Genomic DNA, 25,967 nt, shown 5'->3' on the forward strand with positions numbered 1-25,967 from the left:
AGCGCACCCCCACTCGGGGGTCAGTCATAGCCGGCCTCCAGCGACCATCCCTCGGGCCCGCGCAGCAGCAGCCACGCGCGCCCGTCGGCGCCGACGACCTGGAAACGCGCACTCGGTCCGGCGCCGCCCGACCACCAGCTCTCGTCGGTGGGCCACGGACCGGCCCAGGCGGTCACGGGCTGCCAGGGCAGGCTCTGTCGGCCGGTGGCGTCGCCGAGCCGGAATCGTCGGGGCTCACCGGTGACGACGCCGCGGTCGGTGACCCGCACCTCGCGGCCCGCGTCGTCGACGACCTCTGCGATCGGGGGAGTGGTGAAGACCCGGACGGGGGCAGGTCCCGGCACCCGCCCCGGCCACGGCCGGTCGACGGGGCGCAGGTCGACCGCGCGCTCGCCCCACGGCACGAGCGACTGCCGGGCGGACGGGCTGCGGCCGCCCTGCAGCACCGGACGGCGTACGGCGTCGAAGCCGACCATGCCCTGCACGCGGGCCACGCCCCGCTCGACGAGGTCGTCGGAGGCAGAGCCCCACAGGGCCTCGCCGTGGGCGGCGGCCGACTCGACCACCTCCGGGACGAACCGGACCCGCTCGATCGGCGCTCGCACCTCGCCGGACTGCTTGCGGGCGCGCAGCGAGCCTCCCGGTCCGCTCGTGGACCCGGCCGACTGGAGCTGCCAGTGCACCCGGTCGACCAGGTCGCGCGCGGAGAAGTGGCGCGGGTGCAACCAGGTGCGGGCCGAGCAGACGACCCCGTCGGACTCGGCCTCGACGAGGACGCCGGTGGCGACGAGCTGGCGTTGCGCCAGCTGGGTGACGAACCGCTCGGCGGTGGTGCGGACGCTGAAGGTGATCGCCTCGACCGATTCCAGAGGGGGCTCGAAGACCACCTCGGCGTCCAGCTCGGGCGGAGGCGTGCGGGCGGCGAAGAGCGTGCGGTCCTCGCCGCGGGCGCGTCGGCGTACGGCCGCACCGTGGCTGCCGAGCCGGTGCTCGACGGCGTCACCCGGCAGGTCGGCCAGGTCGCCGAGGGTGCGCAGGCCGAGGCGCTGCAGCAGGCCGACCAGCTCGCGCCCGCGCGGTCCGTCGTCCTGGAGCACGTGCACGGGCAGACCGCGCAGGAACGCCGCGGACTCCTCGGGCGGCACGACGGTCCACGACTGCACCTCGGCGGTGCGGGAGGCCTGCTCGGCGGTGAAGAGGTCGTCGGCGATGCCGAACCGGACGTCCCACACGCCGCTCTCGACCAGCGCCTGGCACACGGTCGCCGCGGCGGCGGTCTCGGTGCCGTACCAGCTGCCGGGCGCGCGCACGGCCAGCAGCCCGGGCCGCAGGGCCGACACCCCGGGGCGCAGGTCCTCCACGACCGTCAGGACCGGCTCGAAGGCCCGGGCGTCTCGGTCGGGGTTGGCGGGGAGCAGCACCAGCTCGGGACACCGGGCCTGTGCGTCGCGCCGGCGCTGTCCGCGGCGGACGCCCTCGGCGCGGGCGGGACCGTTGCACACCTCGACGATGTTGGCGTGGAGCACGGCGGCGGGGGAGCGCAGCGACCGGTCGGCCTCGTCGAGCGCGGCGACCACCGACCAGTCGGGGCACCACACGACCATCACCCTCACGGGGTGCTCACCCCGAGACCCGTCGCTGGTCCTGCGTCGACGTGTCGGCCCGGCGCACCCCCGGCCAGGCCAGGTCGGCGCGCTGCGGCGGGCGGGCACCGCGGCGCACGACGACGCGGGCGCGGCGCTCCTCCAGCTGCCCGGCGCCCGAGGACGGTCCGGTCCAGACGGACTCCTCGAGGCTCAACCGGGCCTCCGCCCGGGGCCAGTCGCCGTGGACGACCAGCACCGAGGAGCGGGTGCGCAGGCGCGAGTCGAGGATGCCGGCGGTGCGCTCGTCGACCGCTGCAGGGGCCCGCAGGACCACCACGCGCAGGACGTCGACCAGCGCTGCGGTCACCTCCAGCCAGTGCTCACCCGGGTCGGGGACGAGCACCGTGCGCGCGAGCTCGATCCCCAGCTCGGCCGCCGCCTCGGCGCCGAAGTCCGCACAGCCGGCGAAGCCGACCCACTCCCCGGCACGGGACGCCCCGGCCGCCAGGGCGAGGGCGAGCGAGGCTGAGTCGACGGCGTACGTCGCCCCGGCGTACATCGGCACCAGGTCGGCCAACCCGGGAAGGGTCGGGACCGGCTCGCCTGCCGGCTTGCGCTCCATGGCCGCCACCCGCTCACGCAGCTGCTCGACGACCGAGCGCCGCGGGTCGAGGGCGGCGATCGAGCGGGCGGAGGACATGACCCCATCATCGAACACGTGTTCGAACGAGTCAAGCGGCGAGGCGGCGCCCGAAGGGGCGCGAGGATACCTATGCTGGCACGGCACCATCCGCAGAAGGGGTCCGGTCGTGTCGAAGCTGTCGATGCTCGTGGGGAGCATCTGTCTGGCGCTGACGGCGTCGCTGGGAGCTGTCGCTCCCGGGGTCGCTGCGTCGAGCGCGTCGCAAGGGGTCGTGGCCGCCCAGGCGGACCGGGGCGCGCAGGCGAAGCCGCAGAAAACGCGTCGCTGGAAGGCCCCGAGCGGGCCCTTCTTCAACGACCCGCACCTGGCCAAGGGGCACTTCCAGATCGAGCGCCGGGTGATCGACACGATCAACCGCACGCCCAAGGGCTCCACGATCCGGATCGCGATCTACTCGCTGGACCGGATGAACGTGGCGAGTGCCCTGGTGGCTGCCCACCGGCGGGGCGTCCAGGTGCAGATGCTGCTCAACGACCACTGGGAGAACGCGGCGCTGAGGATGATCCGCGCCGAGATCGGGAAGAACCCGAGGCGCAACAGCTTCATCTACAAGTGCCGCCAGAGCTGCCGTGGCGCGGCCAGCGACGTCAACAACCTGCACTCGAAGTTCTACCTCTTCAGCCAGGCCGGCCGGTCGAAGGACGTCGTGGCCGTGGGCTCGGCCAACATGACGCGCAACGCTGCGATCCACCAGTGGAACGACCTCTACTTCACCGACGGCGACCACGAGCTGTTCCGCCAGTTCGTCGGGCTGTTCAACGACATGCGCAAGGACTACGACACCCGCCAGGAGCCCCTCGCGTTCTGCGGCACGCCGCTCCTCGGCGTCTGCGACGACTCGGTCGACAAGCACACGGTCGTCGCCTTCCCGCGGGCGTCGGGTCCGCGCAACGACCTCGTGCTGACCCTGCTCGACCGGGTGCAGTGCCGCAACGTCGACCCCGTCACCGGCAAGGTCACCCGCACGCGGCTCGCGCTGTCGATGCACACCATGCGCGGCGCGCGCGGTGACTACCTCGCTGCCGCGATCCGCAAGAAGTACGTCCAGGGCTGCGACGTGCGGGTCAGCTACGGCCTCATCGGCTACCACACCAAGGGCGTCCTCGGCGCGCCCACCGCCCGCGGCCGGATCCCGCTGCGCTCCACGGGGCTGGACTTCGACACCGAGGACAACTTCGACCTCAACAACGACGGCGTCGACGACCTGATCCTCGACTACTACAGCCACCAGAAGTACCTGGTCGTCCAGGGCACCTACAACGGCGTCCCCAACACCTCGATGGTGCTCACCGGCTCGGTGAACTGGTCCAGCCTGAGCAGCGCCAACGACGAGGTCTGGTTCACCGTGCGCGGCGCGGTCGTGGCGAAGAAGTACCTGGCCAACTTCGACTACCAGTGGAACAACGCCCGCAACTCGCGCAACGCCTACACGACGTCGTACGCCAACTTCCGCGTACGTCGCACCGTGGTCGACGCGGACGGGACGCGGCGTCGGGTCTGGGTCACCGAGCGTCGCCCGGTCACCACGATCGAGCGCGACCACTACCGCAAGGGCCCCTACTGGGAGGACGACTGACATGGGCACCGAATGGCTGCACGACGCGGTCCTCTACGAGGTCTACCCCCAGTCCTTCGCCGACTCCGACGGCGACGGCGTGGGGGACCTGCGCGGGGTGATCGACCACCTGGACCACATCGCCTCCCTCGGCGTGGACACCGTGTGGTTCAACCCCTGCTTCGCCTCGCCCTTCGTCGACGCCGGCTACGACGTCTCGGACTACCTGCGGATCGCGCCTCGCTACGGCACGAACGCGGACCTCGAGGAGCTCGTGGCGGAGGCGAGGGCGCGCGGGATCAGGGTGCTGCTGGACCTCGTCGCCGGGCACACCTCGATCGAGCACGACTGGTTCCAGCGCGAGCTGCGGGCCACCGGCCCGTCTCCCGAAGGCGATCGCTACGTCTGGCGCACCGACCCGCCGGGGTCTGCCTGGGCGGACGACCTTCCCGGCACCCCCGCGTGGGTGCCTTCTCCGGGGCCGCGGCCGGGGTGGTACCTCAAGAACTTCTACGACGAGCAGCCCGCCCTCAACTTCGGCTGGGCGAGCACTCGGGACGGCGAGTCGTGGCGTGACTCCGTCGACGACCCGGGGCCGCGGCGCAACGTCGAGGCGCTGAAGGACGTGATGGGCTTCTGGCTCGACAGGGGCGTCGCGGGGTTTCGCATCGACATGGCCTTCTCCCTGGTCAAGGACGACGTCGATCCCGAGCGCGCGCAGGCCCTGACGGCCGCGCTGTGGGGTGGTGTGCGCCGGTGGCTGGACGAGCACCACCCCGACGCGGTGATCATCCCCGAGGGCAAGGAGCCGCGTGCCGGGGACCGGCCGGCGTTCCACGCCGACTTCTTCCTGGTCATCCACGAGGAGCACGCGAGCCTGTTCGACAACCACGCCGCCGGCGTCCTGCCCTGGCAGCCGCCCCGGGAGCCGTTCTTCGACGGGGCCGGCCGTGGCAGCACCGATGTCTTCCTCGCGAGCTGGGACTCGGTCCGCGGCCCGGACCCCACGCGCCCCGTCATCATGTCCACGGCCGACCACGACTACTCGCGCCTGAGGGCGGGGGCGCGGACTCCCGAGCAGCTCGGTGCGGCCCTGACCTTCCTCCTGACCTGGGGCACGGTCCCGTGCCTCTACTACGGGGACGAGATCGGGATGCGGAACCTGCCTGACATGCCGGAGGTCGAGGGCTCGCGCTGTGACCCGGGCTACAACCGGGCGGGGTGCCGCACCCCGATGCAGTGGGACGACGGGCCGAACGCCGGCTTCTCGACCGCGGACCCCGCCGACCTCTACCTGCCCGTCGACGACGACCCCGCGCGGCCGACGGTGGCAGCGCAGGAAGCCGACCCCGACTCCACGCTCCACCTGGTCAGGCGGCTCGTCGCCCTGCGCAGGTCGCGCCCCGAGCTCGGCGGCCGGAGCGCGACAACGGTGCTGCACCCGGGCTACCCCTTCGCCTACCAGCGAGGCGAGGGGCACGTGGTCGTGGTCAACCCCCGGGAGGAACCGGCGTTCCTGGACCTTGCCGCTCTGCGCGGTGCCGACCTGCTGCTGGGCAGTGGTGCGACGGTGCAGGGCGAGCGCCTGAGCGTCGACGGCTTCGGCTACGGCGTGTTCGCACTGGGGGCGCCGAGCATGTGACGGCCCGTCCTCAGGCGGCGGGCAGCGGCTCGGACAGGCCTGCCCGCAGCTGGCGGAGCATGCGCGAGAGGATGCGCGAGACCTGCGCCTGGGTGAGACCCAGGAGTTCGGCGATCTCGGCCTGTGTGCGCTCGTCGACGAAGCGCCAGTGCAGGATCCGCCGCTCGCGCTCCGGCAGGTCCGCCAGCGCAGTGCCGAGCACGAGCCTGGCCTCGACGGACGCGAGGCCGGGGTCGTGCCACCCGATGAGGCTCGCGATCGTGTCGTCGCCCTCCCCGGCGGTGGTGTCGATCGACGTGGGCCGGAAGCACCCGTCCGCCGAGAGCGCCTCGACCACGTCGTCGAGGTCGGCGCCGAGGTGGGCCGCGACCTCCGTGGGACGCGGGGAGCGCCCCAGCGCCGCGAGCAGGTCCTGCTCGGCCCGGGCGATCCGTGCCTGCATCTCCTGCACCCGCCGCGGCACCCGGATCATCCAGCCGGCGTCGCGGAAGTGGCGGCGGAGCTCGCCGCGGATCGTCGGGGCGGCGTACGCCAGGAAGTCCTCACCCACGCGGGCGTCGAAGCGCTGCGCGGCCTTGGTGAGTCCGACGAGTGCGACCTGCTCGAGGTCTTCCAGGTCGATGCCGCGGTTGCGATAGCGCGCGGCCATCGAGCGGGCGACCGCGAGGTGCCCCTCGATGAGCTCGTGGACCTGCCGCTGGCGGTCGCTCGACTGGGCGGGGCGGGCGAGGAGCTGCTGCTCTGCCTGCTGGGGGACGATCGCGAGGGTGGTCACGAGATCTCCTTGACAAGTCTCAGGTGGTTGCTCGACGTGAGCGTGCACCGAGTGTGTCGGGAGCAGGGACGGGTCGACAGCCGAAAAACGAAAACCTTGGACAAAGGGTGGACAGCGTTCGGTGGCGCATACTCGTCCCATGTCGAAGGACGCGGACGTCGATGTCGAGGTGGAAGCCGTGCTGCCTTTCCCCCGCGAGCAGGTGGCGGCCTACGCCGGGGACCCCGCCCGGGCGCCGGAGTGGTACGCCAACATCGACTCGGTGCGCTGGCGGACGCCCCCGCCCGTGGCGGCGGGCTCTCGGATCGACTTCGGGGCGAGGTTCCTCGGCCGGCGGCTCGCCTACACCTACGAGGTCGCCGAGCTGGTGCCCGGCGAGCGGCTGGTGATGCGCACCGCCGACGGACCGTTCCCGATGGAGACGACCTACACCTGGTCCGACGTCGCCGGCGGGACGCTGATGCGGCTGCGCAACCGGGGCACCCCCACCGGCTTCGCAAAGGTCGGCGCTCCGGTCGTGCGCCGCGCCATGAGGGCGGCGATGACCAAGGACCTGGCGCGGCTCGGGGAGCGGCTCGGAGGCTCCTGACGGGAGGTCACCGGGTCAGCGACGCTTCCGCACGAGTCGTCAGGCGACTCCCCACCGCGGCCGGGATCAACGGCTCCGGTCCGGGCAGCCGAGGCCGGGCGGCGCCCCGGGGGACTCCTCGTGCCCGGGGAGCAGGTCGGCGTAGTCGTCCGCCGTCACCGGACCGTCCGCGAGCGCACCGCCGGGCAGGGGTGCCTCGACGGGGCGACCGGACGTGACCATCTCGATCGCGTCGACCTCGGGCGCGGAGGTCACCGACAGCACCAGCTGGCCGACCGCGAACGGCAGTCTCTCAGGATCTCCGAGGTCGATCAGGTCGACGTCCACGCGGGCGAGGCCGTTGCTGATCGCCACCAGCCGGAGACGGGCCGACGGAGGCAGGGCCGAGGACAACCCCGCGTCGCGTTCCTCCGTCGAGGGAGCGGCGGCCAGCGTGCCGAGCGTGGCCTCCACCACCTCGGAGGGCGGATCCTCGCACGAGGCTGCAACGGGTGCTGGCACCAGCACGTCGTCGCCCCTCAGCCACAGGACGACGGGCACGCTCCGCAGCGGCGCGCCGTCACGGACCCCGTCCCCGGCAGCCGGAGCGCTGTCCAGCAGCTCGTACGGCACGGGGGCGTCGACGGTGCGGGTGCGCTCCTCACCCGGGAGCCCGCAACCCGCGAGCGCCAGTGCCAGTGCCGGTGCCAGTGGCGACAGCAGGGACCGTCCGATGGCGCGTCGACGGCTCCACGGGCGCCTCATGCCTCCTCACCTCGCGGGGTCACGAGCGGCAGGTCGACCACGAACGCCGTGTCGCGACCGGTCGAGCTGCACCTGACGCGCCCGTCGTGCCGCTGGACCGTCTCGGCGACCAGGCTCAACCCGAGGCCGCTGCCGGTCCCGGGCCTGGACGAGCCGGCTCGCGCGAAGCGCTCGAAGATCCTCGTCCGGTCCTCGTCGGCCACGCCCGGCCCGCGGTCGAGGACCCGGATCTCCACGCGGTCGTCACACGTCCGGACCTCCACACCGACGAGTCCCTCGCCATGGAGGTCGGCGTTGTCGTAGAGATTGACCAGGGCCCGGACCATCTGCGCGCGATCGACGTCCACGAGCGGGTCCGGACCCTGGCCCGTGCTCCCCGCGACCACGAGGTCGACGCTGCGACCGCTGGCCGCGAGGGCCTTGCGGGCGAGCTCGCCGGCCCCGGTCACCGTGACGCGCGAGTCGTCCAGCCCGGCCTCGAGGCGGCCGAGGGCGAGGAGGTCCTCGAGCGCCCGTCGGAATCGGGACAGCTCGTCCGCCATCAACCCCACGGCCTGGCGCGAGCGCGGGTCCAGCTCATCCGACCGCTGGAGCAGTGCCAGGCTGGTGGTGAGGGTGGTGACCGGGGTCCGGAGCTCGTGACTGACGTCGGCGGCGAACCGGGCGTCCCTCTGGATGCGTTCGTGGACCGCATCGACCATGTGGTTGAACGAGCTCACCAGGGAACCCAGGTCCGGGTCGTGCGTGTCCTGCAGTCGGGTGCCGAGATTCCCGGCGGAGATCTCCCCAGCCGCGCGGGTGACCTCGGCGAGCGGGGCGAGGAGGCGCTTGCTCGCCAGCCGCCCGAGCCCGGCGCCGGCGACGGTCGTGAGCGCGGCACCCAGGAGGAGCGCCACGGCGAGGGTGCGCAGCGTGGCGTCCAGCTCGTCCGCGACCGCCACCTCGTAGTACTCGGCGCCCACCGCGGGCAGGGGGATGCCGACCACGACCGAGTGGGGATCGGTGCGCGCCGTCCACCCGAGTCCGACCCCGCCGTCCGCGACGGCGGGCCGCACCACCGCGGTCAGGTCGTCGCCCGACTGGTCGAGGCTGGAGGAGTACCACGTCCCCTGGCGCCGCACGAGCATCGTCGCGCCGGACGGCGGCGCCACGGCCCCGAGAGCCTCGGCCACCCCGGTGCCGGGCGTCCGCAAGCGGTCCCGGACGAGCGCGGCGTCGGCGTACGCCTGGCGCAGGGCGGTGCGCTCGCGCTGCTCCACCAGCAGGTGACGTGCCGACACGTACGTCCCCACGGACAGGATGACCGACAGGAGGAGCGCCCCGATCGCGAAGGCAGCCGTCACCGACGAGCGCAGCCCCGGTCGCCGCACCCGCGGGGTCATCGTCCGTCGAGCCGGTAGCCGAGTCCCCGCACGGTCACGATGCTCCGCGGCTCGGTGGGATCGAGCTCCAGCTTCTTGCGCAGCCGTCGCACGTGCACGTCGACGATGCGCTCGTCCCCGAAGAAGCCACTGTCCCAGACGTGCTCCAGCAGCGCCGTACGGCTCAGCACCCGGCCGAGGTGGTCGACGAGGACGGAGAGCAACCGGTACTCGGTCATCGTGAGGTGGATCTCCCGATCGCCGCGCAGCAGCTGTGCCGCGGCGGGACGGAAGACCAGCGGACCCTCGGCGGAGTCGAGCACGACTTCGTCCTGCGACGGGCCACCGTCCGGCTGGTGCGTCGCCTCGTCGTCGATCGTCGGCGGACAGGCGAGGGCCGGCCGCCGCAGCAGCGCGCGGATGCGCGCTTGCACCTCCTCCACGTCGAAGGGCTTCGTCACGTAGTCGTCAGCGCCGGCCTCGAGCGCGGAGACGATGTCCTCGACACCGTCACGCGCACTGATGACCACGATCGGGGCCTCGGTCACCGGACGGGCGCGCCGGATGAAGGTGAACCCGTCGACCCCGCCGAGCATCAGGTCCACGAGCATCAGGTCGACGCCCGCGTCGACCAGCTCCAGGGCCCGATCGGCAGCGTGCGCCTCGACCACCTCGTAGCCGTCGTCCTCGAGCACCATCCGGAGCGACGTACGGAGCCCGGGGTCGTCCTCGAGGACCAGCACTCGCGTGGGCATGTCGTCCATCGTCGCATCGTCGCCGGGTCCCGGCCACCGCGGAGTGCCGCCCGACAATGTCACGCAACTGCAATGCGGACCCACGCGTGATCGTCACACTCCGCTGCGAGGGTTGACGCCCAGCGCCCCCCGGAAGGAGTCACCGATGACGAGGACCCTCGAGCTGCTCCCGCTCGCCGGGACGGGCTTCGGCCTCGCCGATGACCAAGACGACGTGCGCGGGATGACCGTGCTCGACGTGCGCGACCACCGTGTCGGTGAGGTCGAGGAGATCCTGCTCGACGCGGACGAGCGCCGTGCTCGGATGCTCGTCGTCGCGTCGGGCGGCGTCCTGGGGCTCGGCGACCACCACCGGCTGGTGCCCGTGGACGCGGTATCGGGTGTGCGGGCCCACGTGCGCCTCGAGCGCAGCGACCTGCACGTCGAGTCGGGCTTCGACTACGACCCCGACCTCCCCGGTCCGGTGGACTACCGCGCGGTCTACAACTACTTCGGCTACACGCCGTTCTGGGAGGACGGCTACCGGGAGCCGTACTTCCTCGACCGTCGCGGGTGACGGCACACAGAGCTACGGGGGAGTGGGGGAACGCACGTCCCCGGGGTCAGGGGCCCCGGGGACGTCGTCACGTCCCGGGGTGGTGCGCGGTCGGGCCGCGGGTCACACTGAGGTCGTCGCGCGCGACCGGAGCGCGTCGACCGACGAGGAGGCCCCATGACCGACGCACCGCCGAGCTCCGACCACCCGGTCAGCCCGGACGGGCCCCGGCGTCCGCGGCTGCTGGTCTTCGACGTCAACGAGACGCTGTCGGACATGGCGCCGCTGTCGGCGCGGTTCGAGGACGTCGGCGCACCCGCGCACCTCGCGAAGCTCTGGTTCGCCGAGCTGCTGCGTGACGGGTTCGCCCTGACGGTCGCCGGTGACCTCCGGCCGTTCGCCGCGGTGGGCGCCGAGGCGTTGCGCGTGCGCCTGCACGGACAGCAGCTCGACCGTCCGCTCGAGGACGCCGTCGACCACGTCATGCAGGGGTTCTCCGAGCTCGAGGTGCACCCGGACGTCGTCGCGGGTGTCCGCGTCCTGGGTGACCTCGGGATCCGGCTGGTGACCCTGAGCAACGGGTCCGCGGGAGTCGCCGACGCCCTGCTGCAGGGGGCCGGTGTGCGCGACCGCTTCGAGCGACTGCTCACGGTCGAGGACGCAGGCGTGTGGAAGCCGGCCCCGGGGGCGTACGCCCATGCGCTGGTCGAGTGCGGAGTGGGGCCCGAGGACGCCATGCTCGTCGCCGTGCACCCGTGGGACGTCGACGGCGCGAGCCGTGCCGGACTGGCCACCGCCTGGATCAACCGGACAGGCGGTCCCTACCCGTCGTACTTCGCGGCGCCGGATGTCACGGCGGCGTCACTCGAGGCGCTCGCCGACGCGTTGGCGTGACGTCCGGGCGGTCTGTCGGCCCCCGGGCACGAGCCTCGTGCCCGGCTGGAAGGCGGCCCAGGCGAACCAGAAGGTGTCGAGGTGCTCGACGGCCGTGAGCTGCTCGCCGGCGAGCGGCCCGCTCTCGGCGCGGCCGAAGAGGTTCCACCCGGACCCGGTCTGTCGGTCGCGGAACGTGCCGTCGGGTGCTCGAGCGAAGTCCAGGGCCCTCCCGCCCACCTCCGCGGCGAAGGCAGCGACCGACCCGATCTCGGCGCCGTCGGGGATCTCGCGGGCGTCGAGCGCCGAGACCTGGCCCGGAGCGTGCCAGAGCACGACCCGGTCCCGGCCCACCTCCACGTGCTGCACGCCTCGGTCCGCGAGCACGTCCCGGGACACGGCGACCGCGTCCTTCCCCTCGCCGACCCCGACCACGCGAGCCTTCACCGGCAGTCGGGAGTCCGGGTCTGCCGGGAGCGCGAAGAGCGGCTCGGAGTCCGGGTCGTCGTAGCGGACGTAGGGGTTGGTGAGGTAGTCGCGGTCGTGTCCTGTCGACCTGCTGAGGACCCGCGCGTCCGGGTGCTCGTCACGGAACTGCCCCCAGCCGACCGCTCCGACCGGGATGCTCTCGAGCCGGGTGCCCGTCAGTGCGCCGACCGACGCCCGGCCGGTCAGCTGGGGCCACAGCGACTCGGTGAGCCGGTCGTACATCACCAGGTTGTCGGCGTAGAGCTGGCCGGAGACCTTGAAGGTGGTCGTCTCGCCGGCCACAATGCGCTCGAAGGCCACGCCGGAGTTGCACAGCGGGCAGTAGGTCACCGCCACCGGGACGCCGGCGAGCCGGTCGTTGACGATCTCGTGCCACATCATGATCCGGATCGGGTAGGCCTTGGTCCTGCCGTCGATCGTCAGCGAGAGCACGGGCTCGTCGTCGTCGAGCCAGTCCACCTCCGCCACCGGCTCGAAGAGCGGGTAGTCGATGGACGGGATGCCGTTCGGAGGCGGACCACCGGGGAGGAGGTCGTCGAGGTCGATCAGCGGGTCGGGGAAGTCGGGATGTGCCGGATCGTCGAGGGCCGACGGCGGCTTCTCGCCACCCGGCGCGCTGTCGCTGGTCGCCGACGTGGGCGACCGGTCCTCCCCGGTGGGCGCGGCGGGCTCGTCCGTGGCGCTCGCACAGGCGCCCAGGACGAGGACCAGCACGCCCGCTGCGGCCGCTCGTCCCGCGGACATCAGCCCACCAGGTCCTCGACGAGGGCGACCAGCTCGCCGTCGTCCAGGTAGCCCGACGCCTGCTCCGCCCCGGTCTCGTCGAGGACGACGTAGGTGCTCTGGGCGGTCACGCCGAGCTGGCGCCACACCGCGCCGTAGGGGTCGGCGAGCAGCGTGACGTCGGGGGACACCTCGGCGGCGAAACCCTCGATGGCCGCCTGCTCGTCGAGCGATCCGACACCGACGACGTTGACCTGGTCGCCGTAGGACTCGGCGAGCTCGCCGACACCGGAGATCTGGGCGCGGCACGTGGGACACCACGGCGCCCAGAACCAGAAGACGGTCGGCTTGCCGGCGAGCGTGCTGCCGTCGAAGGCGTCACCGTCGACGGTCTCGGAGGTGAAGTCGAGCACCGCAGGCGTCGCTGTGCCTGCTGTGGTGGTCGAGGTGTCGTCGGTCGCTGTCTCGTCGGCGGTGGCGTTCCGCGCGCCGGTGCCACATCCCGAGACCAGCAGCACGAGAAGCGCGACCAGCCCGACGAGAGATCGAGTCCAGGTGTGGGCACTCACTGCCTTCATGATGACCTCCCTGCCGGGTCGGAGACTGGGTGCTCACTCACGAAACCCGGCGAAGGATCGGGTTCCTTCCCGATCGGCCGAGAGGAGGTACGTGACCCCATCCACACCCTCGTGCGGAATCGTGCCCCGTCGTGGCCGGGTTGCCGCAGGGACAACCTGACCCGATCTCCTGGAGGAGACATGCCCCGCATTCCCGTCCACACCACGGACAACGCACCCGAGGCCAGCCGCGACGCGCTCAAGCAGCTCGAGGCGACCTACGGCAAGGTGCTCAACATCCACGGCGAGATGGCGCACTCACCGGCGGTCCTGCACTCCTACGTCGCCCTGCAGGACGTCATCCGTGAGCACGCGCTGCTCGACGCCAGGACCCGCGAGGCGATCGCACTGGCGGTGGGCAACCAGGACGAGTGCACCTACTGCCAGTCCGCCCACACCGGCGGCGGCAAGGCCGCAGGCCTCGGCGACGACGAGATGATCGCCATCCGCCGCGGCGAGGCTGACTTCGACCCTGCCCTGGACGCGTTGCTCACCCTGGCACGGGAGTACACCGCGAAGGTCGGCAACACCAGCGACGCCGCGTGGCAGGCAGCACTGGACACCGGTTGGAGCGTGGAGCAGCTGACCGAGCTCTCGGCCCACGTGACGCTGAACCTGCTGACGAACTACTTCAACCACCATGTCCACACCGAGCTCGACGTGCCCCAGGCACCCGAGGTCTGAGGCCCGGAGCGCCCGTTCGAGGGCCGAGTGCCGACCGGGCGTCGGCCCTCGCGCCGTCCGGCCAGCACGCTGCTCGGGACGCACGTGCAAGGCTCGCCGCATGCTGAACCTCTGTCTGCGCCGTGCCCGACCGCGAGGATCCATGCCGTGTCCGGAAGACATCCGGACCGTCGACGGGTTCCCGTGGCATGAGTGAGACGAGCGCTCCCGCCGATGCCGCGCGCAGGCGTGCCTTCGCGGAGATCGTCGAGCCGGAGATCGAGGTCATGCTGCGGGTGGCACGGAGCATCACCGGGAGCACCGCCGACGCAGAGGACCTCGTCCAGGAGTCGCTCGTACGCGCCTTCCGGGCCATCGACCGGTTCGACGGCCGCCACCCCCGCGCGTGGTTACTCACGATTGTGCGCAACACCAACGTCAACATGCACCGCAGGCGCCGGCCGATCGCCGTCGACGACTGGGAGCTGATCCATGCCTCCCGTCCCGCCTTCGGGTCGGTGGAGTCCCCTGCCGCCGAGGAGGTGTACGTCGCCGACGAGCTCGACGGGGCGCTCCAGGTGGCCATCTCGGGACTGGACCCGAAGTTCCGCTCAGCGCTCGTGCTCGTCGACGTCCACGACCTGTCGTACGCAGAAGCAGCCGCCGTCCTCGACGTGCCCGTCGGCACCGTCATGTCCCGGCTGAGCCGCGCTCGCGAACGCGTGCGCAGGGCACTCGGCCCCACCTTCACCACCACCCGAGGGGAGCAGTCATGAGTGGAGCGCTCCGGCAGATGATCACCTGCCACTGGACCGCACGCCGCATCCAGCGCTACCTGGACGCCGATCCGGCGGCACCCCTGACACCGGGCGAGGTCACCCGGCTCGAGGAGCACCTGGCCACCTGCGCGAGGTGCAGCGAGGTCATGCGCCAGCACCGGCTGCTGCACCGCGCCCTGTCGCTGTGGTCGGGACGCCGCCCGGTGGACCAGGCCTCGGTCGACCGGATGCGCGCCGTCCTCGACGACCTGGTCGACGGGCATCAGCGGTGAGCACGACGCAGCGATGGGACCTGCTGGTCCTCGGCGGCGGCACCGCCGGGATCGTCGCGGCCAAGACGGCGGCGCGTCTCGGTGCGAGGGTGCTCCTCGTGGAGCGCGACCGGACCGGTGGCGACTGCCTGTGGACCGGGTGCGTGCCGTCCAAGGCGTTGCTCGCCGCAGGCGAGGCCGCCGCAGGCGTACGTCGCGCGGGACGGTTCGGGGTCACGGTCGACGAGGTGCGGGTGGACTTCGCGCAGGTGATGGAGCACGTGCACGGCGCGGTCCGGCAGATCGCTCCCGTCGACTCGATCGAGGCTCTCGAGGCGGCCGGCGTGACGGTGCGCACCGGACACGGCAGGTTCGTCGGTGAGGGCGCGCTCGACCTCGACGGCGAGACCGTCCGCTTCACGCAGGCGGTGGTCGCCACGGGAGCGGCGCCCGCGGTGCCGCCGGTCCCCGGCCTGGCAGACCTCGACTACCTGACCAGCGACACGGTGTGGGACCTCACCGAGGCTCCACGCCGGGTGGCGGTCCTCGGTGGGGGGAGCATCGGCTGCGAGCTCGGACAGGGGCTGTCGCGGTTGGGCATCGAGGTGACGATCGTCGAGGGAGCGCCACGGGTGCTGCCACGGGAGGACGCCTCGGCTGCCGCCGTCGTGCACCGCGCGCTGGAGTCCGACGGCGTCAGGATCCTGACCGGTCAGTCGGTGGCGTCGGTCATCGCGTCGGACCCGCAGTCGGGGTGGCTGGTCCTCGACGACGGGGACAAGGTCGCCTTCGACCGGCTGCTGGTCGCTGTGGGACGACAGCCCCGGACGACGGGTCTCGGCCTCGACACGGTCGGCGTCGAGGTGGACGAGCGCGGGTTCGTGGTCGTCGACCCACGGTTGCGGACCACCAACCCCCGCATCTGGGCTGCCGGTGACCTGACGGGTCATCCGCAGTTCACCCACGTCGCCGGCGTCCACGGCAGTCTCGCCGCCGGCAACGCGGTGCTCGGCGTACGTCGAGCGGTGGAGACCTCGGCCGTGCCACGGGTCACCTACACCCACCCCGAGGTGGCCGCAGTCGGCGTCGACACCGGACGCGAGCGCGACGGGATCCGCATCCTCACCCTGGACCACCGCCACGTCGACCGTGCCGTGACCGAGGACCACACCGACGGGCTCACCCGCCTGGCGGTGGACGCCAAGGGTCGGATCCTCGGAGCCACCGTCGTGGGACCCCGGGCGGGGGAGACGCTGGGCGAGCTCGCGATCGCCGTCCGGCGTGGGCTGCGCACGCGCGACCTGGCCGGCATCACGCACGCCTACCCGACGTGGAACGACGGGCCGTGGAACGCCGCGGTCGCCGACGTCCGGACGCAGCTCGACCGCCCGGCGACGCGGCGCGCGCTGCACACGCTGGCGCGGACCCGTCGCTGGTGGCTCGAGCGCCGTGCCGCCTGAGCGCCGCCTGCTGCTGGTGGGCGCCGGCCACGCGCACCTCCACCTCCTGCGCCATGCGTCGCGCCTCGACGCCGCCGGCTATCGCACGACGCTGGTGGCACCCGCACGGTTCGACTACAGCGGGGCCGCGTCGGGGATCGCGGCCGGTCACCGCGACCCTGCGGAGGGGTTGATCGACGTCGCCGCGCTCGCCCGACGCCACCGGGTCGACCACAGGCAGGGTGTGGTCACCGACGTCGACCCGCTGACGCGGACGGCGACCGTCGACGACGGGTCACGGCTCGCGTGGGACGTGGTGTCGTTCAACATCGGCAGCGTCGTCGACGTGCCTCCGGTCCTGGGCAGCGCTGACACCGTCGTCGAGGTCAAGCCGCTCAGCGGCCTGGCCCGACTGCGTGAGCGCCTCGAGGTCGCGCCGACAGGGCGCGGGCACCACGTCACCGTGGTCGGCGGCGGCGCCAGCGGGCTCGAGCTCGCCGCGCACCTCGCCGCGCGCGCCGACACGGACCGTGTCCACCTGGTCGAGCAGGGCCCTCGCGTCGGCGACTTCCTCCCGCAGCGCGCGGCACGACGACTCGTCAGCCTGCTCGAGGCGCGGGGGGTCCGGATCGTGACGGACGCCGGCCCCGTCCGGAGCGAGGCGGACACCTTGGTGGTGCGCGACGGGACCCGCCTGCCCCACGACATCCTGGTCGTGGCCACCGGCCTCGCGCCGCCACCGCTGGCCAGGCGGTCGCCACTGGGCGGTCCGCGTGGCTTCCCGGTGCGCGCGTCCCTCCAGCACCGCGACCACGACGACGTGTACGCCACCGGCGACTGCGCCGACTTCCTCCCGTCGCCCCTTCCACGCCTCGGCGTCCACGGCGTACGCCAGGGGCCGGTGCTGCTCGCGGCACTCGAGGCGCGCGCGAGCGGTGCCCCGGCCCCGGTCTACCGCCCGCAGCGGCGGGTGCTGTCGATCCTCGACCTCGGGGGCGGCACGGCGCTCGCGGTGCGCGGTCGGTGGTGGTGGCTGGGCCCCTCGAGCCTGGCGCTGAAGAGCCGTATCGACCGACGCTGGCTGTCCACCTACCGCGGTTGACCTGCAGCGTCGTCGTCGACAGGTGTGCGCGCGCTGCTGACCAGGCGGCGCCCCACCGTGCCGCCGAGCAGCGTGAGGACCAGGAGCCCGCCGACGCCGATGACGATGCCGCGTGGGTCAGCTCCCGAGGCGCCGACCGCCGCGTAGGCCAGTGCCCCGGGCACGATGCCGATCGCCGTGCCGAGCACGTAGTCGCGCACACGGACCCCCAGCAGGCCCGAGGCGTAGTTGATCGGGGTGAAGGGGAAGAGCGGCAGGAGCCGGACGGCGAGCACGGCGGCCAGCCCGTGGCGAGCCAGCACCTGGTCGGCCTGCTGGAGCCGTCCGCGGAGCATCCGGTCGACGGCCGGGCGGCCCAGCCGTCGGCCGAGCAGGAAGCCGCCGAAGGCGCCGAGCAGGGCGCCTGTCCAGGCGAGCAGGGTGCCCCACCACAGCCCGAAGAGGGCACCGCCGAGGATCGTGAGCAACGATGCCGGTGCCGGCACGAGCACAAGGACGGCGTACCCCACCACGAACACCGCCGCTCCCGCCCAGCCTGCTGACTCCACCAGGGCCTGGAGACGCTCGGGTCCGTTCCAGCCGCTCAGGTGCAGCGCGACCGACGCCGCGGCGAAGGCCAGGACCAGCGCCGCCAGTCGCAGGCCGGCCGCACCCGAGGGCGCACCTGCGTCGCCGATCACGTCGTCGGCCACGTTGTCCGCCACGTCGTCACGAGCTGGTGGGGTCGTCATGTGGGAGGAACCCACCGACCGCCCTCGCGACTTCCCGACGGGTCCGGGTCACGTGCCCGGGGACGGCTCGCGCAGGGTGCGGTAGCCGGTGACGATCCGGTGGGCGGCGCTGATCCCCACCACACCCGCCCACACCGTCGCGACCTGGGGGGCGTACGCGGGGACGAGCAACCAGAGCGAGTGCACGAGGATCGTCTCCGCCCCTTCGGCGATCCCGCCCAGGAAGCTCAACGACCGGCCGTCGTCGATGCGGTGCCCGGTGCGCTCGGCGATCGAGGAGAAGGCCAGGAACGCCGTGCCGTTGACGTAGTAGGCCAGGAGCACGGCGAGGAAGGGCAACCACTCCGTGAGCGGGGCCGAGGCTCCGACCGTGCCGACGGCGACCCCGACCACGGTCGCGCCGTAGGCGACGAAGTCCGCGGTGATGTCCAGGTACCCGCCGGCGGGGGAGCCACGCCCGGTGCCGCGCCGGCGGGCCAGGGGACCGTCCAGGCCGTCCAGGGCACGGGAGAGCAGCCACGCGAGGAGCGCCCAGCCCCACAGCTGACCCGCCGCGAGCGTGGCACTGGCCAGACCGAGCGCCAGCCCGGACACGGTGAGGCGGTCGGGCGTCACCCACGACCGGTCGATCCGTCCGGCGACCGAGGCCAGCGGGCCGTCGAGACGACGTCGGAGCACGGCGTCGAACATCATGTCTCCTTTGCGTCGGGGGCCGGCGCGGGCGCAGCGCCGCCATCATGGCCCAGCTGGCGTCGGCCGACGAACGTGCCGATCACGACGAGGGCCACCAGGGCCGCGACCCCGGCGAAGACCCCCCACGGGTCGGCGCCCCACGCGCCCAGGGCGGCGTAGGCCAGGCTTCCCGGCACCATGCCCAGCGCCGAACCGAGGAGGTAGTCGCGCCACCGCACGCCGGTCAGACCCGCGGCGTAGTTGATCACGGTGTAGGGCAGCACGGGAGTCAGCCGCACGGCGAGGACCGCGCCGAACCCGTGGTCGGCCAGCAGCCGGTCCGCCCGCTCGACACGTCCCCGTGTCAGCTGGTCGACCGCGTCCCGACCCAGTGCGCGGCCCAGCCCGAAGGTCGCCGCGGCCCCGGTCAGGGCAGCGAGCCACGACAGGAGGGCGCCGAGCCACAGCCCGAACAGCACACCGCCCAGGGCGGTCAGCAGCGCCTTGGGTGCCGGCAGCAGGCACAGCAGGGCGTACCCGGCGACGAAGGCGGCGGCCCCCCACGGACCGGTGCCGTCGACCTGTTCGCGGAGCAGCCGGACGTCGTCCCATCCACGGCGCTGCTCGACGACGAACACCGCGAGCAGGACCGTCGCGAGTGCGCCGAGTCGTGCCCACGCCCAGAATCGGCTCGGCGTGCGCATCGGGTCCACGGGGAGGGAAGTCCGCGAGACCCCCATCGTGTTCCCGTTGCGGCAAGATCGCCCCGACAGCCCGTCAGCCCGAGGAGACACCCCGCCGTGAGTGCCCGTCCCGTGAGCCTGGCAGCGACCGCGCTGGCCTCGGCCCTGCTCGTCAGTGCCTGCGCAGCACCCGCCGCCGACAGCCCGGCGACCTCGGCCGACCGCCCGTGGGACGAGGTGCTGGCTGAAGCGGAGGGCCAGACCGTGGACCTGTGGATGTACGGCGGTGACGAGCGTGGCAACGCCTACGTCGACGACGTGCTGGCCCCGGCGGCCGCCGACCTCGGCGTCACGGTGCGGAGGGTGCCGGTGGCGGACACCAAGGACGCGATGCGACGTCTGCTCGCCGAGCGGGCCGCCGGCGAGGACGAGGGTTCCGTGGACCTGGTCTGGGTCAACGGCGACAACTTCGCCACCGGCCAGGAGGCTGGTGCGTGGCTGTGCGGCTGGTCCGACGACCTGCCGAACATGCGCTACGTCAGCGACGAGGACCCCCTGGTGAGCGAGGACTTCGGCGTGCCGGTCGAGGGGTGCGAGTCGCCGTGGCACAAGGCGCAGTTCACCTTCGCCTACGACTCCGCCCGGGTCACGGATCCGCCGGCCACGGTCGCCGGGCTCCTCGACTGGGCCGAGGCCAACCCCGGTCGCTTCACCTATCCCGCGCCGCCGGACTTCACCGGCTCGGTGTTCGTCCGGCAGGCCCTCTACGCGCTGTCCGGCGGAGCGGAGGGAGTCCCGGCGGCCTTCGACGAGGGTGCGTACGACGAGCTCACGCCGGCGCTGTGGGAGCGGCTGCGCGACCTCGCGCCCGCGCTGTGGCGCGAGGGGCGCACGCACCCGCGCGACCAGGTCGCGCTGGACCGGCTGTTCGCCGACGGCCAGGTGGACTTCACCATGACCTACGGTCCGGCGACCCTCACCGAGCTGGTCGAGGACGGCACCTTCGCGCCGACCACCCGCGTGCTGTCCGTGGAGGACGGGACGATCGGCAACGCCAGCTTCCTCGCCATCCCGGCCAGCTCGCCGGACCAGGCCGGGGCGATGGCCGTCGCCGACCTCGCGCTGTCGCCCGAGCAGCAGGTCGCGAAGGCCGACCCCGACGTGTGGGGACAGTTCACCGTCCTCGACATCGCGCTGCTCGAGGACGACGCGGCCCATGCCTTCGACCGGCTGCCGGACTCACCGGTGGTGCCGGCGTACGACGAGCTGTCCCGCAACGCGCAGCCGGAGCTCTCCTCGTCGTGGGTGACTCCGCTCGACGAGGGCTGGCGACGCGAGGTCCTCGGCCGCCCATGAGGAGCCCGGGGGTGAGCGGTGCCGCGCCCGGGATCGTGGCCATCACCGTGGTCGCGGGCACCGGCATGGCTGCGGTGGTGGCCACCTCGGTCGGGCTGATGCCGTTGTACGGGAAGCCCGCGCCGAGCCTCGACGGCTGGCGCTCGGCGGCGCCCGACCTGGTGGCCGGCATCGGGGAGTCGCTGCTGATCGCGCTGCCGGCGACGGTGCTCGCGGCCCTGGTCGGCTTCCTCCTGGCGGCGCTGATGCTCGGCGGTGGCCGGGCGGCGTCCGTCGTACGCCTGGCGTGCCTCGCGGTGCTCGCGGTGCCACACCTGGTGGGAGCGACCTCGGTGTCGCTGCTGTTGAGCGACGGGGGAGTCGCCGCCCGGCTCGCAGCGCCGGCCGGGGGCGACGGCTGGCCGGCACTCGTCGGCGGTCCGTGGCCGGTCGCGACCGTCCTGGAGCTGGCGTGGAAGGAGTCGGCGTTCGTCGCCCTCGTCGTCCTGGCCGCGGTCGCGCCGGGCCATCGCATGCGGATGCAGGTCGCGGCGGGTCTGGGGGCACGCCCCGTGCAACGGGTCCTCCGGGTGCTGGTGCCCACGGCCGCACCCGCTGTCGGAGCTGCCTCGCTGGTGACGCTCGTCTACGCCATCGGGTCCTACGAGGTGGCGTGGCTGCTGGGGCGTGCGGTCCCCGAACCCCTGCCGGTGCTGGCCTTCCGGCTCTTCGGCTCCATCGAGCTGACCGACCGACCGGCTGCCGCGGCGGCTGCAGTGACCGGCTCCGCCCTGGCCCTCTGCGTCGCCGTGCCAGCGCTCGCGGCACTGCCGCGACTGCGGTCACTCTCGACGGGCGGTGCGCCGTGACGCGGGTCGTGCGCACGGCCGGCCTGGTGCTGGCGCTGCTCTGGCTGGTCGTGCCGCTCGCCCCCGTGCTGGTGTGGGCGGGGGCGGAGCGCTGGAGCTTCCCCGACCTGCTTCCTCGCGACTGGGGGGTGTCGGGATGGCGCGAGGCAGCCTCCGCCGGACTTCCGCTCGCGCTGCTGCGCTCGCTCGTGCTGGGTCTCGCGGTTGCTGCCGTCGCGACTCCGCTGGGGGTGATGACCGGACGGGTGCTCGGCTGGCGCCTCACCGGGCGCCCCCGGATGGTGGTCGCCCTGCTGCTTGTCCCGCTGGTCCTGCCGCCCTTCGCCGTGGCCATGGGCCTCGACGTGGTGCTGATCCGGGTCGGGCTGCACGAGCTGGTATCGGTGGTGCTGCTGCTGTCCGTGGTCGCGATCCCCTACACGGCGTACACCAGCGCGACCGCGTTCGCGCGGACGTCGCCGGAGCTGGAGGCCCAGGCGCGGGCCCTGGGGGCGACGCCCCGCCAGGCGCGGCTGCGGGTCGTGCTGCCCGCCGTGCGCGGCAGCATCCTCGTGGCGGCGCTGCTGGCCTTCCTGGTCGGGTGGAGCGACTACGTCGTCACGCTGCTGGTGGGTGGCGGGCAGCTCGTGACCGCGCCCGTCCTGCTGGGAGCCGCGGCGTCCGGCTCCGGGAACGATGCGACGGTCGCCGCGATGGCGCTGGCCACCGTCGCGCCACCCGTGGTCCTGGTGACCGTCGCCGCCCTCCGGGTCCGAGGCAGCGGTCGCACCGCGCCGGCGGACCGTCTGCCCGAGCCCGTGCCCGACCACGAGAGGATGCGCTGATGAGCACGCTGGAGGTCCGCGACGTGTGGCACCGCTACCCCGACGCGGACGCCCCTGCCCTCCGGGGCGCATCCGTCGCGGTCGCGGACGGCGAGATGGTCTCCGTCGTCGGACCCTCGGGGTCCGGCAAGAGCACCCTCCTGCGCGTCGCTGCGGGCCTGTTGCGCTCCACCTCCGGCGAGGTGCTGGTGGACGGCCGCGACGTCGCCGACCAGCCCACCGAGCGGCGCGACCTCACGGTGATGTTCCAGCACCCGCTGCTCTTCGAGCACCTCGACGTCGCCGGCAACGTCGCCTTCGCCCCTCGGCTGGCCGGCTCCGGACGTCGCGAGGCCCGCCGGTGTGCCCGGCGCTACCTGCGCCTGGTCCACCTCGAGGGAATGGACTCGCGCGACGTCGCGTCGCTGTCCGGTGGCCAGCAGCAGCGGGTCGCGCTCGCCCGGGCGCTGGCGGCCGAGCGCGGCGCCCTGCTCCTCGACGAGCCCTTCAGCTCCCTCGACCGTGAGCTCCGGGCCTCGATGCACGACCTGCTCGTCGAGGTGCGCGCCGCGTTGGCGCCGACCATCCTGATGGTCACCCACGACCTCGACGAGGCGGCGCTCGCCGAGTCGAGCGTCGTGCTCATCGACGGGCGCGTGCACCAGCACGCGCCGATGACCGAGATCTACCGGCGGCCGGCGACAGTCGCCGTCGCCCGCCTGCTGGGCGGCTTCACCGAGATCGCCGGCACGGTCCGCGACGGTGTGCACCACTGCGCTTGGGGACGGCTCCCTGTCGCCGCCGAGGGAGCGGGGGACGGTGCCGCGGTGCTCCTGGTGCGTCGCGAGGCGCTGCGTCTGGAGGTGGACGCCGACCTCGGCGCCGGACCGGGGATCGGGGCCCGTGTCGTACGCCGGCGTCCCATCGGCACGCGCGTCGTGGTCTCCCTCGTGGGCGACGACGACTCGCCCCTGGAGGTGGAGCTCCCGGTCGGTGAGGACGTCCGGCCGGGCGCCCGGTTCCGGGTCGTGCTGTCCGACAGGCGTGCGCCTCAGTGGGCAGTGCGGGACGAGCGACCCGGGAGTGCCGCGCCGGCGCTGGCGGGGGAGCCCGAGGAGGACACGCGCCGCCCTGTGGTCGACGGCGGGAGGAGCTCCGTCGGACCTGCTTGACCTGGGCGCCGCGATGATGCGCGAAGCACTCGACGCGGCCATGACTCGGCGCTAGCGTCGAGGGGCATGAGCCGACGCAGCGTCACGACCAGCACCGTCTCCGGACGCCCTCTGGGTCGAGCCGAGCTCCGGCGCATCGACGCGTGGTGGCGCGCGGCGAACTACCTCTCGGTGGGCCAGATCTACCTGATGGACAACCCGCTGCTGCGCGACGCCCTGGTGGCCGAGCACGTGAAGCCGCGTCTCCTCGGCCACTGGGGCACCACCCCCGGCCTGAACTTCCTCTACGCCCACCTCAACCGGGTGATCACCGCGCGCGACCTCGACATGATCTACATCATCGGCCCGGGTCACGGTGGTCCCGGGCTGGTCGCCTCCGCATGGTTGGAGGGCACCTACACCGAGGTGTACCCCGGCATCACCCAGGACGCCGAAGGCATGAGGCGGCTGTTCCACCAGTTCTCGTTCCCCGGCGGCATCCCCAGCCACGTCGCCCCCGAGACGCCGGGCTCCATCCACGAGGGTGGCGAGCTCGGCTACTCCCTCTCCCACGCCTACGGTGCCGCCTTCGACAACCCCGACCTGGTCGTCGCCGCCGTCGTCGGGGACGGAGAGGCCGAGACCGGCCCGCTCGCGACGAGCTGGCACTCCAACAAGTTCATCGACCCCGCCCGCGACGGTGCCGTGCTTCCGATCCTCCACCTCAACGGCTACAAGATCGCCAACCCGACCGTGCTGGCGCGCATCAGGCAGGACGAGCTCACGTCCCTGATGCGCGGCTACGGGCACACGCCCTACGTCGTCGAGGGGTCCGAACCGGCCGAGATGCACCAGGCGTTCGCCGCGACCCTGGACCACTGCCTGGACGAGATCCGCGAGATCCAGGCCGAGGCCCGTGCCCCGCGTCGGCGCACGGGTGCGGTGTCACGTCGTCCGTGGCCCATGATCGTGCTGCGCTCCCCGAAGGGCTGGACCGGACCCAAGGAGCTCGACGGCAAGAGGATCGAGGACTCCTGGCGCTCCCACCAGGTGCCGTTCGCCGATGCCCGGGGCAACGACTCGCACCGCGAGGTGCTCGAGACCTGGATGCGCAGCTACAGGCCCGAGGAGCTCTTCGACGCCGACGGCGCCCCGGTGCCGGAGATCGCGGCGCTCCACCCCGCCGGAGATCGTCGGATGAGCGCCAACCCGCACGCCAACGGCGGCCTTCTCCTGCGCGACCTCAGGATGCCCGACTTCCGCGACTACGCCGTCGCCGTGGAAGCGCCCGGCACCGGCTCGGTGGAGTCCACCCGAGTCCTCGGCACGTTCCTCCGGGACGTGATGGCACGCAACATGGACAACTTCCGCCTGTTCTCCCCGGACGAGAACAACTCGAACCGTCTCCAGGACGTCCTCGAGGTGACTGATCGGACCTGGAACGCCGTGTCCCTGCCCCACGACGACCACCTCGCCGTCGACGGCCGGGTCATGGAGATCCTCTCCGAGCACACCTGCGAAGGTTGGCTCGAGGGCTACCTGCTCACCGGGCGACACGGGCTGTTCTCCTGCTACGAGGCGTTCATCCACCTCGTCGACTCGATGTTCAACCAGCACGCGAAGTGGCTCAAGGTCACCAACGACATCCCCTGGCGCCGCCCCATCGCCTCCCTGAACTACCTGCTCACCTCGCACGTGTGGCGCCAGGACCACAACGGCTTCTCCCACCAGGACCCCGGCTTCATCGACCACGTGATGAACAAGAAGGCCTCGGTCGTCCGCGTCTACCTGCCCGCGGACGCGAACACCCTGCTGTCGGTCGCCGACCACTGCCTGCGGTCCAAGCAGTACGTCAACGTCATCGTGGCCGGCAAGCAGCCCGCCCCCCAGTACCTGGACATGGACGAGGCCATCGTCCACGCCACCAAGGGCATCGGGATCTGGGACTGGGCCAGCACCGACCAGGGCCAGGAACCCGACGTCGTCATCGGCTGCGCCGGCGACGTACCGACCATGGAGGCGCTGGCCGCTGTCTCCCTGCTCCGAGACTTCTTCCCCGACCTGAGGATCAGGTTCGTCAACGTCGTGGACCTGATGCGCCTCCAGGACGAGCGCGAGCACCCTCACGGCTTGTCCGAGGCGGAGTTCGACGCGTTGTTCACGCGCGACAAGCCGATCATCTTCGCCTACCACGGCTACCCGTGGTTGATCCACCGACTGACCTACAGGCGCACCAACCACGCCAACCTGCACGTGCGCGGCTACAAGGAGGAGGGCACCACCACGACCCCCTTCGACATGACCGTGATGAACCAGATCGACCGGTTCGACCTCGCGATGGACGTGATCGACCGGGTGCCGCGACTGCAGGCCACGTCGGGAGCGGCGCGCGAGCAGCTGAAGAACAAGCTCGTCGAGCACAAGATCCACGTCCGCTCGCACGGTGAGGACCTGGAGGAGATCCGGAGCTGGCGGTGGACCCCCACGGTCGGTCCCGACCTCACGACCGAGGACCCCGCCCGCGACGCCCCCGAGGGTTGAA

General features: G+C 72.7%; 26 protein-coding genes. 15 read left to right on the forward strand and 11 right to left on the reverse strand.

Annotated elements, in window-relative coordinates; translation table 11 throughout:
- Positions 1-20: 20 nt before the first annotated feature.
- Together K4G59_RS13480 and imuA' are read right to left on the reverse strand one after the other, a co-directional pair.
- A complete protein-coding gene (locus K4G59_RS13480) occupies positions 21-1,604 on the reverse strand; it encodes a Y-family DNA polymerase (RefSeq protein WP_231251676.1) in 1,584 nt (527 codons plus the stop codon).
- Between the two features lie 16 nt (positions 1,605-1,620).
- Positions 1,621-2,286 (reverse strand): DnaE2-dependent mutagenesis accessory factor ImuA', encoded by a 666-nt coding sequence (gene imuA', locus K4G59_RS13485; protein ID WP_231251581.1) that lies wholly within the window; start codon positions 2,284-2,286, stop codon positions 1,621-1,623.
- 109 nt (positions 2,287-2,395) lie between these two features.
- Between imuA' and K4G59_RS13490 the strand changes: the two genes are divergently transcribed.
- On the forward strand, positions 2,396-3,865 hold the full coding sequence (locus tag K4G59_RS13490) for a phospholipase D-like domain-containing protein (RefSeq protein ID WP_231251582.1): 1,470 nt from the start codon (positions 2,396-2,398) through the stop codon (positions 3,863-3,865).
- Between the two features lies 1 nt (position 3,866).
- Positions 3,867-5,486, forward strand: coding sequence for an alpha-amylase family glycosyl hydrolase (locus K4G59_RS13495; RefSeq protein WP_231251583.1), 1,620 nt, complete (start codon positions 3,867-3,869; stop codon positions 5,484-5,486).
- A gap of 10 nt (positions 5,487-5,496) precedes the next feature.
- Here K4G59_RS13495 and K4G59_RS13500 read toward each other — a convergent pair whose 3' ends face one another.
- Positions 5,497-6,261: a SigB/SigF/SigG family RNA polymerase sigma factor gene (locus tag K4G59_RS13500; protein ID WP_231251584.1), complete on the reverse strand. Its 765-nt coding sequence runs from the start codon at positions 6,259-6,261 to the stop codon at positions 5,497-5,499.
- A 139-nt stretch (positions 6,262-6,400) separates the two neighbouring features.
- Here K4G59_RS13500 and K4G59_RS13505 point away from each other — a divergent pair, with 139 nt between their 5' ends.
- Positions 6,401-6,850 carry an SRPBCC family protein gene (locus K4G59_RS13505; RefSeq protein ID WP_231251585.1) on the forward strand — a complete coding sequence of 150 codons (450 nt, stop codon included), beginning with the start codon at positions 6,401-6,403 and terminating at the stop codon, positions 6,848-6,850.
- Between the two features lie 66 nt (positions 6,851-6,916).
- Here the strand turns inward: K4G59_RS13505 and K4G59_RS13510 are convergent, their stop codons facing one another.
- The 3 genes from K4G59_RS13510 to K4G59_RS13520 are packed head-to-tail and all read right to left on the reverse strand — an operon-like array spanning position 6,917 to position 9,719.
- Positions 6,917-7,594 carry a GerMN domain-containing protein gene (locus K4G59_RS13510; protein WP_231251586.1) on the reverse strand — a complete coding sequence of 226 codons (678 nt, stop codon included), beginning with the start codon at positions 7,592-7,594 and terminating at the stop codon, positions 6,917-6,919.
- Positions 7,591-8,964, reverse strand: a complete 1,374-nt coding sequence (locus K4G59_RS13515) for a HAMP domain-containing sensor histidine kinase (protein ID WP_231251587.1) — start codon at positions 8,962-8,964, stop codon at positions 7,591-7,593. The genes K4G59_RS13510 and K4G59_RS13515 overlap by 4 nt, the downstream gene beginning before the upstream one ends.
- 8 nt (positions 8,965-8,972) lie before the next feature.
- Positions 8,973-9,719 carry a response regulator transcription factor gene (locus K4G59_RS13520; RefSeq protein WP_231251588.1) on the reverse strand — a complete coding sequence of 249 codons (747 nt, stop codon included), beginning with the start codon at positions 9,717-9,719 and terminating at the stop codon, positions 8,973-8,975.
- Between the two features lie 136 nt (positions 9,720-9,855).
- Between K4G59_RS13520 and K4G59_RS13525 the strand changes: the two genes are divergently transcribed.
- Both K4G59_RS13525 and K4G59_RS13530 read left to right on the forward strand, forming a co-directional pair.
- Positions 9,856-10,266 carry a PRC-barrel domain-containing protein gene (locus K4G59_RS13525; protein ID WP_231251589.1) on the forward strand — a complete coding sequence of 137 codons (411 nt, stop codon included), beginning with the start codon at positions 9,856-9,858 and terminating at the stop codon, positions 10,264-10,266.
- Between the two features lie 156 nt (positions 10,267-10,422).
- Positions 10,423-11,139: a haloacid dehalogenase type II gene (locus K4G59_RS13530; RefSeq protein ID WP_231251590.1), complete on the forward strand. Its 717-nt coding sequence runs from the start codon at positions 10,423-10,425 to the stop codon at positions 11,137-11,139.
- Here the strand turns inward: K4G59_RS13530 and K4G59_RS13535 are convergent.
- Positions 11,107-12,351 carry a DUF3179 domain-containing protein gene (locus K4G59_RS13535; RefSeq protein WP_231251591.1) on the reverse strand — a complete coding sequence of 415 codons (1,245 nt, stop codon included), beginning with the start codon at positions 12,349-12,351 and terminating at the stop codon, positions 11,107-11,109. The genes K4G59_RS13530 and K4G59_RS13535 overlap by 33 nt on opposite strands.
- The gene (locus K4G59_RS13540) at positions 12,351-12,908 is read right to left on the reverse strand and encodes a TlpA family protein disulfide reductase (protein WP_231251592.1); all 558 of its coding nucleotides are present in this window, start codon (positions 12,906-12,908) and stop codon (positions 12,351-12,353) included. Before K4G59_RS13540 ends, K4G59_RS13535 begins: the two co-directional genes overlap by 1 nt.
- 180 nt (positions 12,909-13,088) lie before the next feature.
- On the opposite strand from K4G59_RS13540, the gene K4G59_RS13545 reads away from it, so the two are divergent.
- The 5 genes from K4G59_RS13545 to K4G59_RS13565 all read left to right on the forward strand — a co-directional run bounded on the left by K4G59_RS13545 (position 13,089) and on the right by K4G59_RS13565 (position 17,181).
- Positions 13,089-13,631, forward strand: a complete 543-nt coding sequence (locus K4G59_RS13545) for a carboxymuconolactone decarboxylase family protein (protein WP_231251593.1) — start codon at positions 13,089-13,091, stop codon at positions 13,629-13,631.
- A gap of 188 nt (positions 13,632-13,819) precedes the next feature.
- A complete protein-coding gene (locus K4G59_RS13550; RefSeq protein ID WP_231251594.1) occupies positions 13,820-14,386 on the forward strand; it encodes an RNA polymerase sigma factor in 567 nt (188 codons plus the stop codon).
- Positions 14,383-14,661 (forward strand): zf-HC2 domain-containing protein, encoded by a 279-nt coding sequence (locus tag K4G59_RS13555; protein WP_231251595.1) that lies wholly within the window; start codon positions 14,383-14,385, stop codon positions 14,659-14,661. Before K4G59_RS13550 ends, K4G59_RS13555 begins: the two co-directional genes overlap by 4 nt.
- Entirely contained in the window at positions 14,658-16,100 is a 1,443-nt protein-coding gene (locus tag K4G59_RS13560; protein WP_231251596.1) for a dihydrolipoyl dehydrogenase family protein, read from the forward strand. Before K4G59_RS13555 ends, K4G59_RS13560 begins: the two co-directional genes overlap by 4 nt.
- Positions 16,090-17,181, forward strand: a complete 1,092-nt coding sequence (locus tag K4G59_RS13565) for an NAD(P)/FAD-dependent oxidoreductase (protein WP_231251597.1) — start codon at positions 16,090-16,092, stop codon at positions 17,179-17,181. The genes K4G59_RS13560 and K4G59_RS13565 overlap by 11 nt, the downstream gene beginning before the upstream one ends.
- On the opposite strand, the gene K4G59_RS13570 is transcribed toward K4G59_RS13565, so the two are convergent.
- The 3 genes from K4G59_RS13570 to K4G59_RS13580 are packed head-to-tail and all read right to left on the reverse strand — an operon-like array spanning position 17,169 to position 19,288.
- Positions 17,169-17,912 (reverse strand): TVP38/TMEM64 family protein, encoded by a 744-nt coding sequence (locus tag K4G59_RS13570; protein ID WP_231251598.1) that lies wholly within the window; start codon positions 17,910-17,912, stop codon positions 17,169-17,171. The genes K4G59_RS13565 and K4G59_RS13570 overlap by 13 nt on opposite strands.
- Before the next feature lie 48 nt (positions 17,913-17,960).
- A complete protein-coding gene (locus K4G59_RS13575) occupies positions 17,961-18,605 on the reverse strand; it encodes a CDP-alcohol phosphatidyltransferase family protein (protein WP_231251599.1) in 645 nt (214 codons plus the stop codon).
- Positions 18,602-19,288, reverse strand: coding sequence for a TVP38/TMEM64 family protein (locus K4G59_RS13580; RefSeq protein WP_231251600.1), 687 nt, complete (start codon positions 19,286-19,288; stop codon positions 18,602-18,604). Before K4G59_RS13580 ends, K4G59_RS13575 begins: the two co-directional genes overlap by 4 nt.
- Before the next feature lie 96 nt (positions 19,289-19,384).
- On the opposite strand from K4G59_RS13580, the gene K4G59_RS13585 reads away from it, so the two are divergent.
- The 5 genes from K4G59_RS13585 (at position 19,385) to K4G59_RS13605 (ending at position 25,966) form a co-directional block, all read left to right on the forward strand.
- On the forward strand, positions 19,385-20,623 hold the full coding sequence (locus tag K4G59_RS13585; RefSeq protein ID WP_231251601.1) for an ABC transporter substrate-binding protein: 1,239 nt from the start codon (positions 19,385-19,387) through the stop codon (positions 20,621-20,623).
- Positions 20,624-20,634: 11 nt separating this feature from the next.
- Positions 20,635-21,471, forward strand: coding sequence for an ABC transporter permease family protein (locus K4G59_RS13590; protein WP_231251602.1), 837 nt, complete (start codon positions 20,635-20,637; stop codon positions 21,469-21,471).
- Positions 21,468-22,295, forward strand: a complete 828-nt coding sequence (locus tag K4G59_RS13595) for an ABC transporter permease (RefSeq protein ID WP_231251603.1) — start codon at positions 21,468-21,470, stop codon at positions 22,293-22,295. Before K4G59_RS13590 ends, K4G59_RS13595 begins: the two co-directional genes overlap by 4 nt.
- Entirely contained in the window at positions 22,295-23,446 is a 1,152-nt protein-coding gene (locus K4G59_RS13600; RefSeq protein ID WP_231251604.1) for an ABC transporter ATP-binding protein, read from the forward strand. Before K4G59_RS13595 ends, K4G59_RS13600 begins: the two co-directional genes overlap by 1 nt.
- Positions 23,447-23,512: 66 nt before the next feature.
- Positions 23,513-25,966: a phosphoketolase family protein gene (locus K4G59_RS13605; protein WP_231251605.1), complete on the forward strand. Its 2,454-nt coding sequence runs from the start codon at positions 23,513-23,515 to the stop codon at positions 25,964-25,966.
- Position 25,967: the final 1 nt, after the last annotated feature.

It is taken from the genome of Nocardioides furvisabuli (assembly GCF_021083185.1).
Classification (GTDB): Bacteria; Actinomycetota; Actinomycetes; order Propionibacteriales; family Nocardioidaceae; genus Nocardioides; species Nocardioides furvisabuli.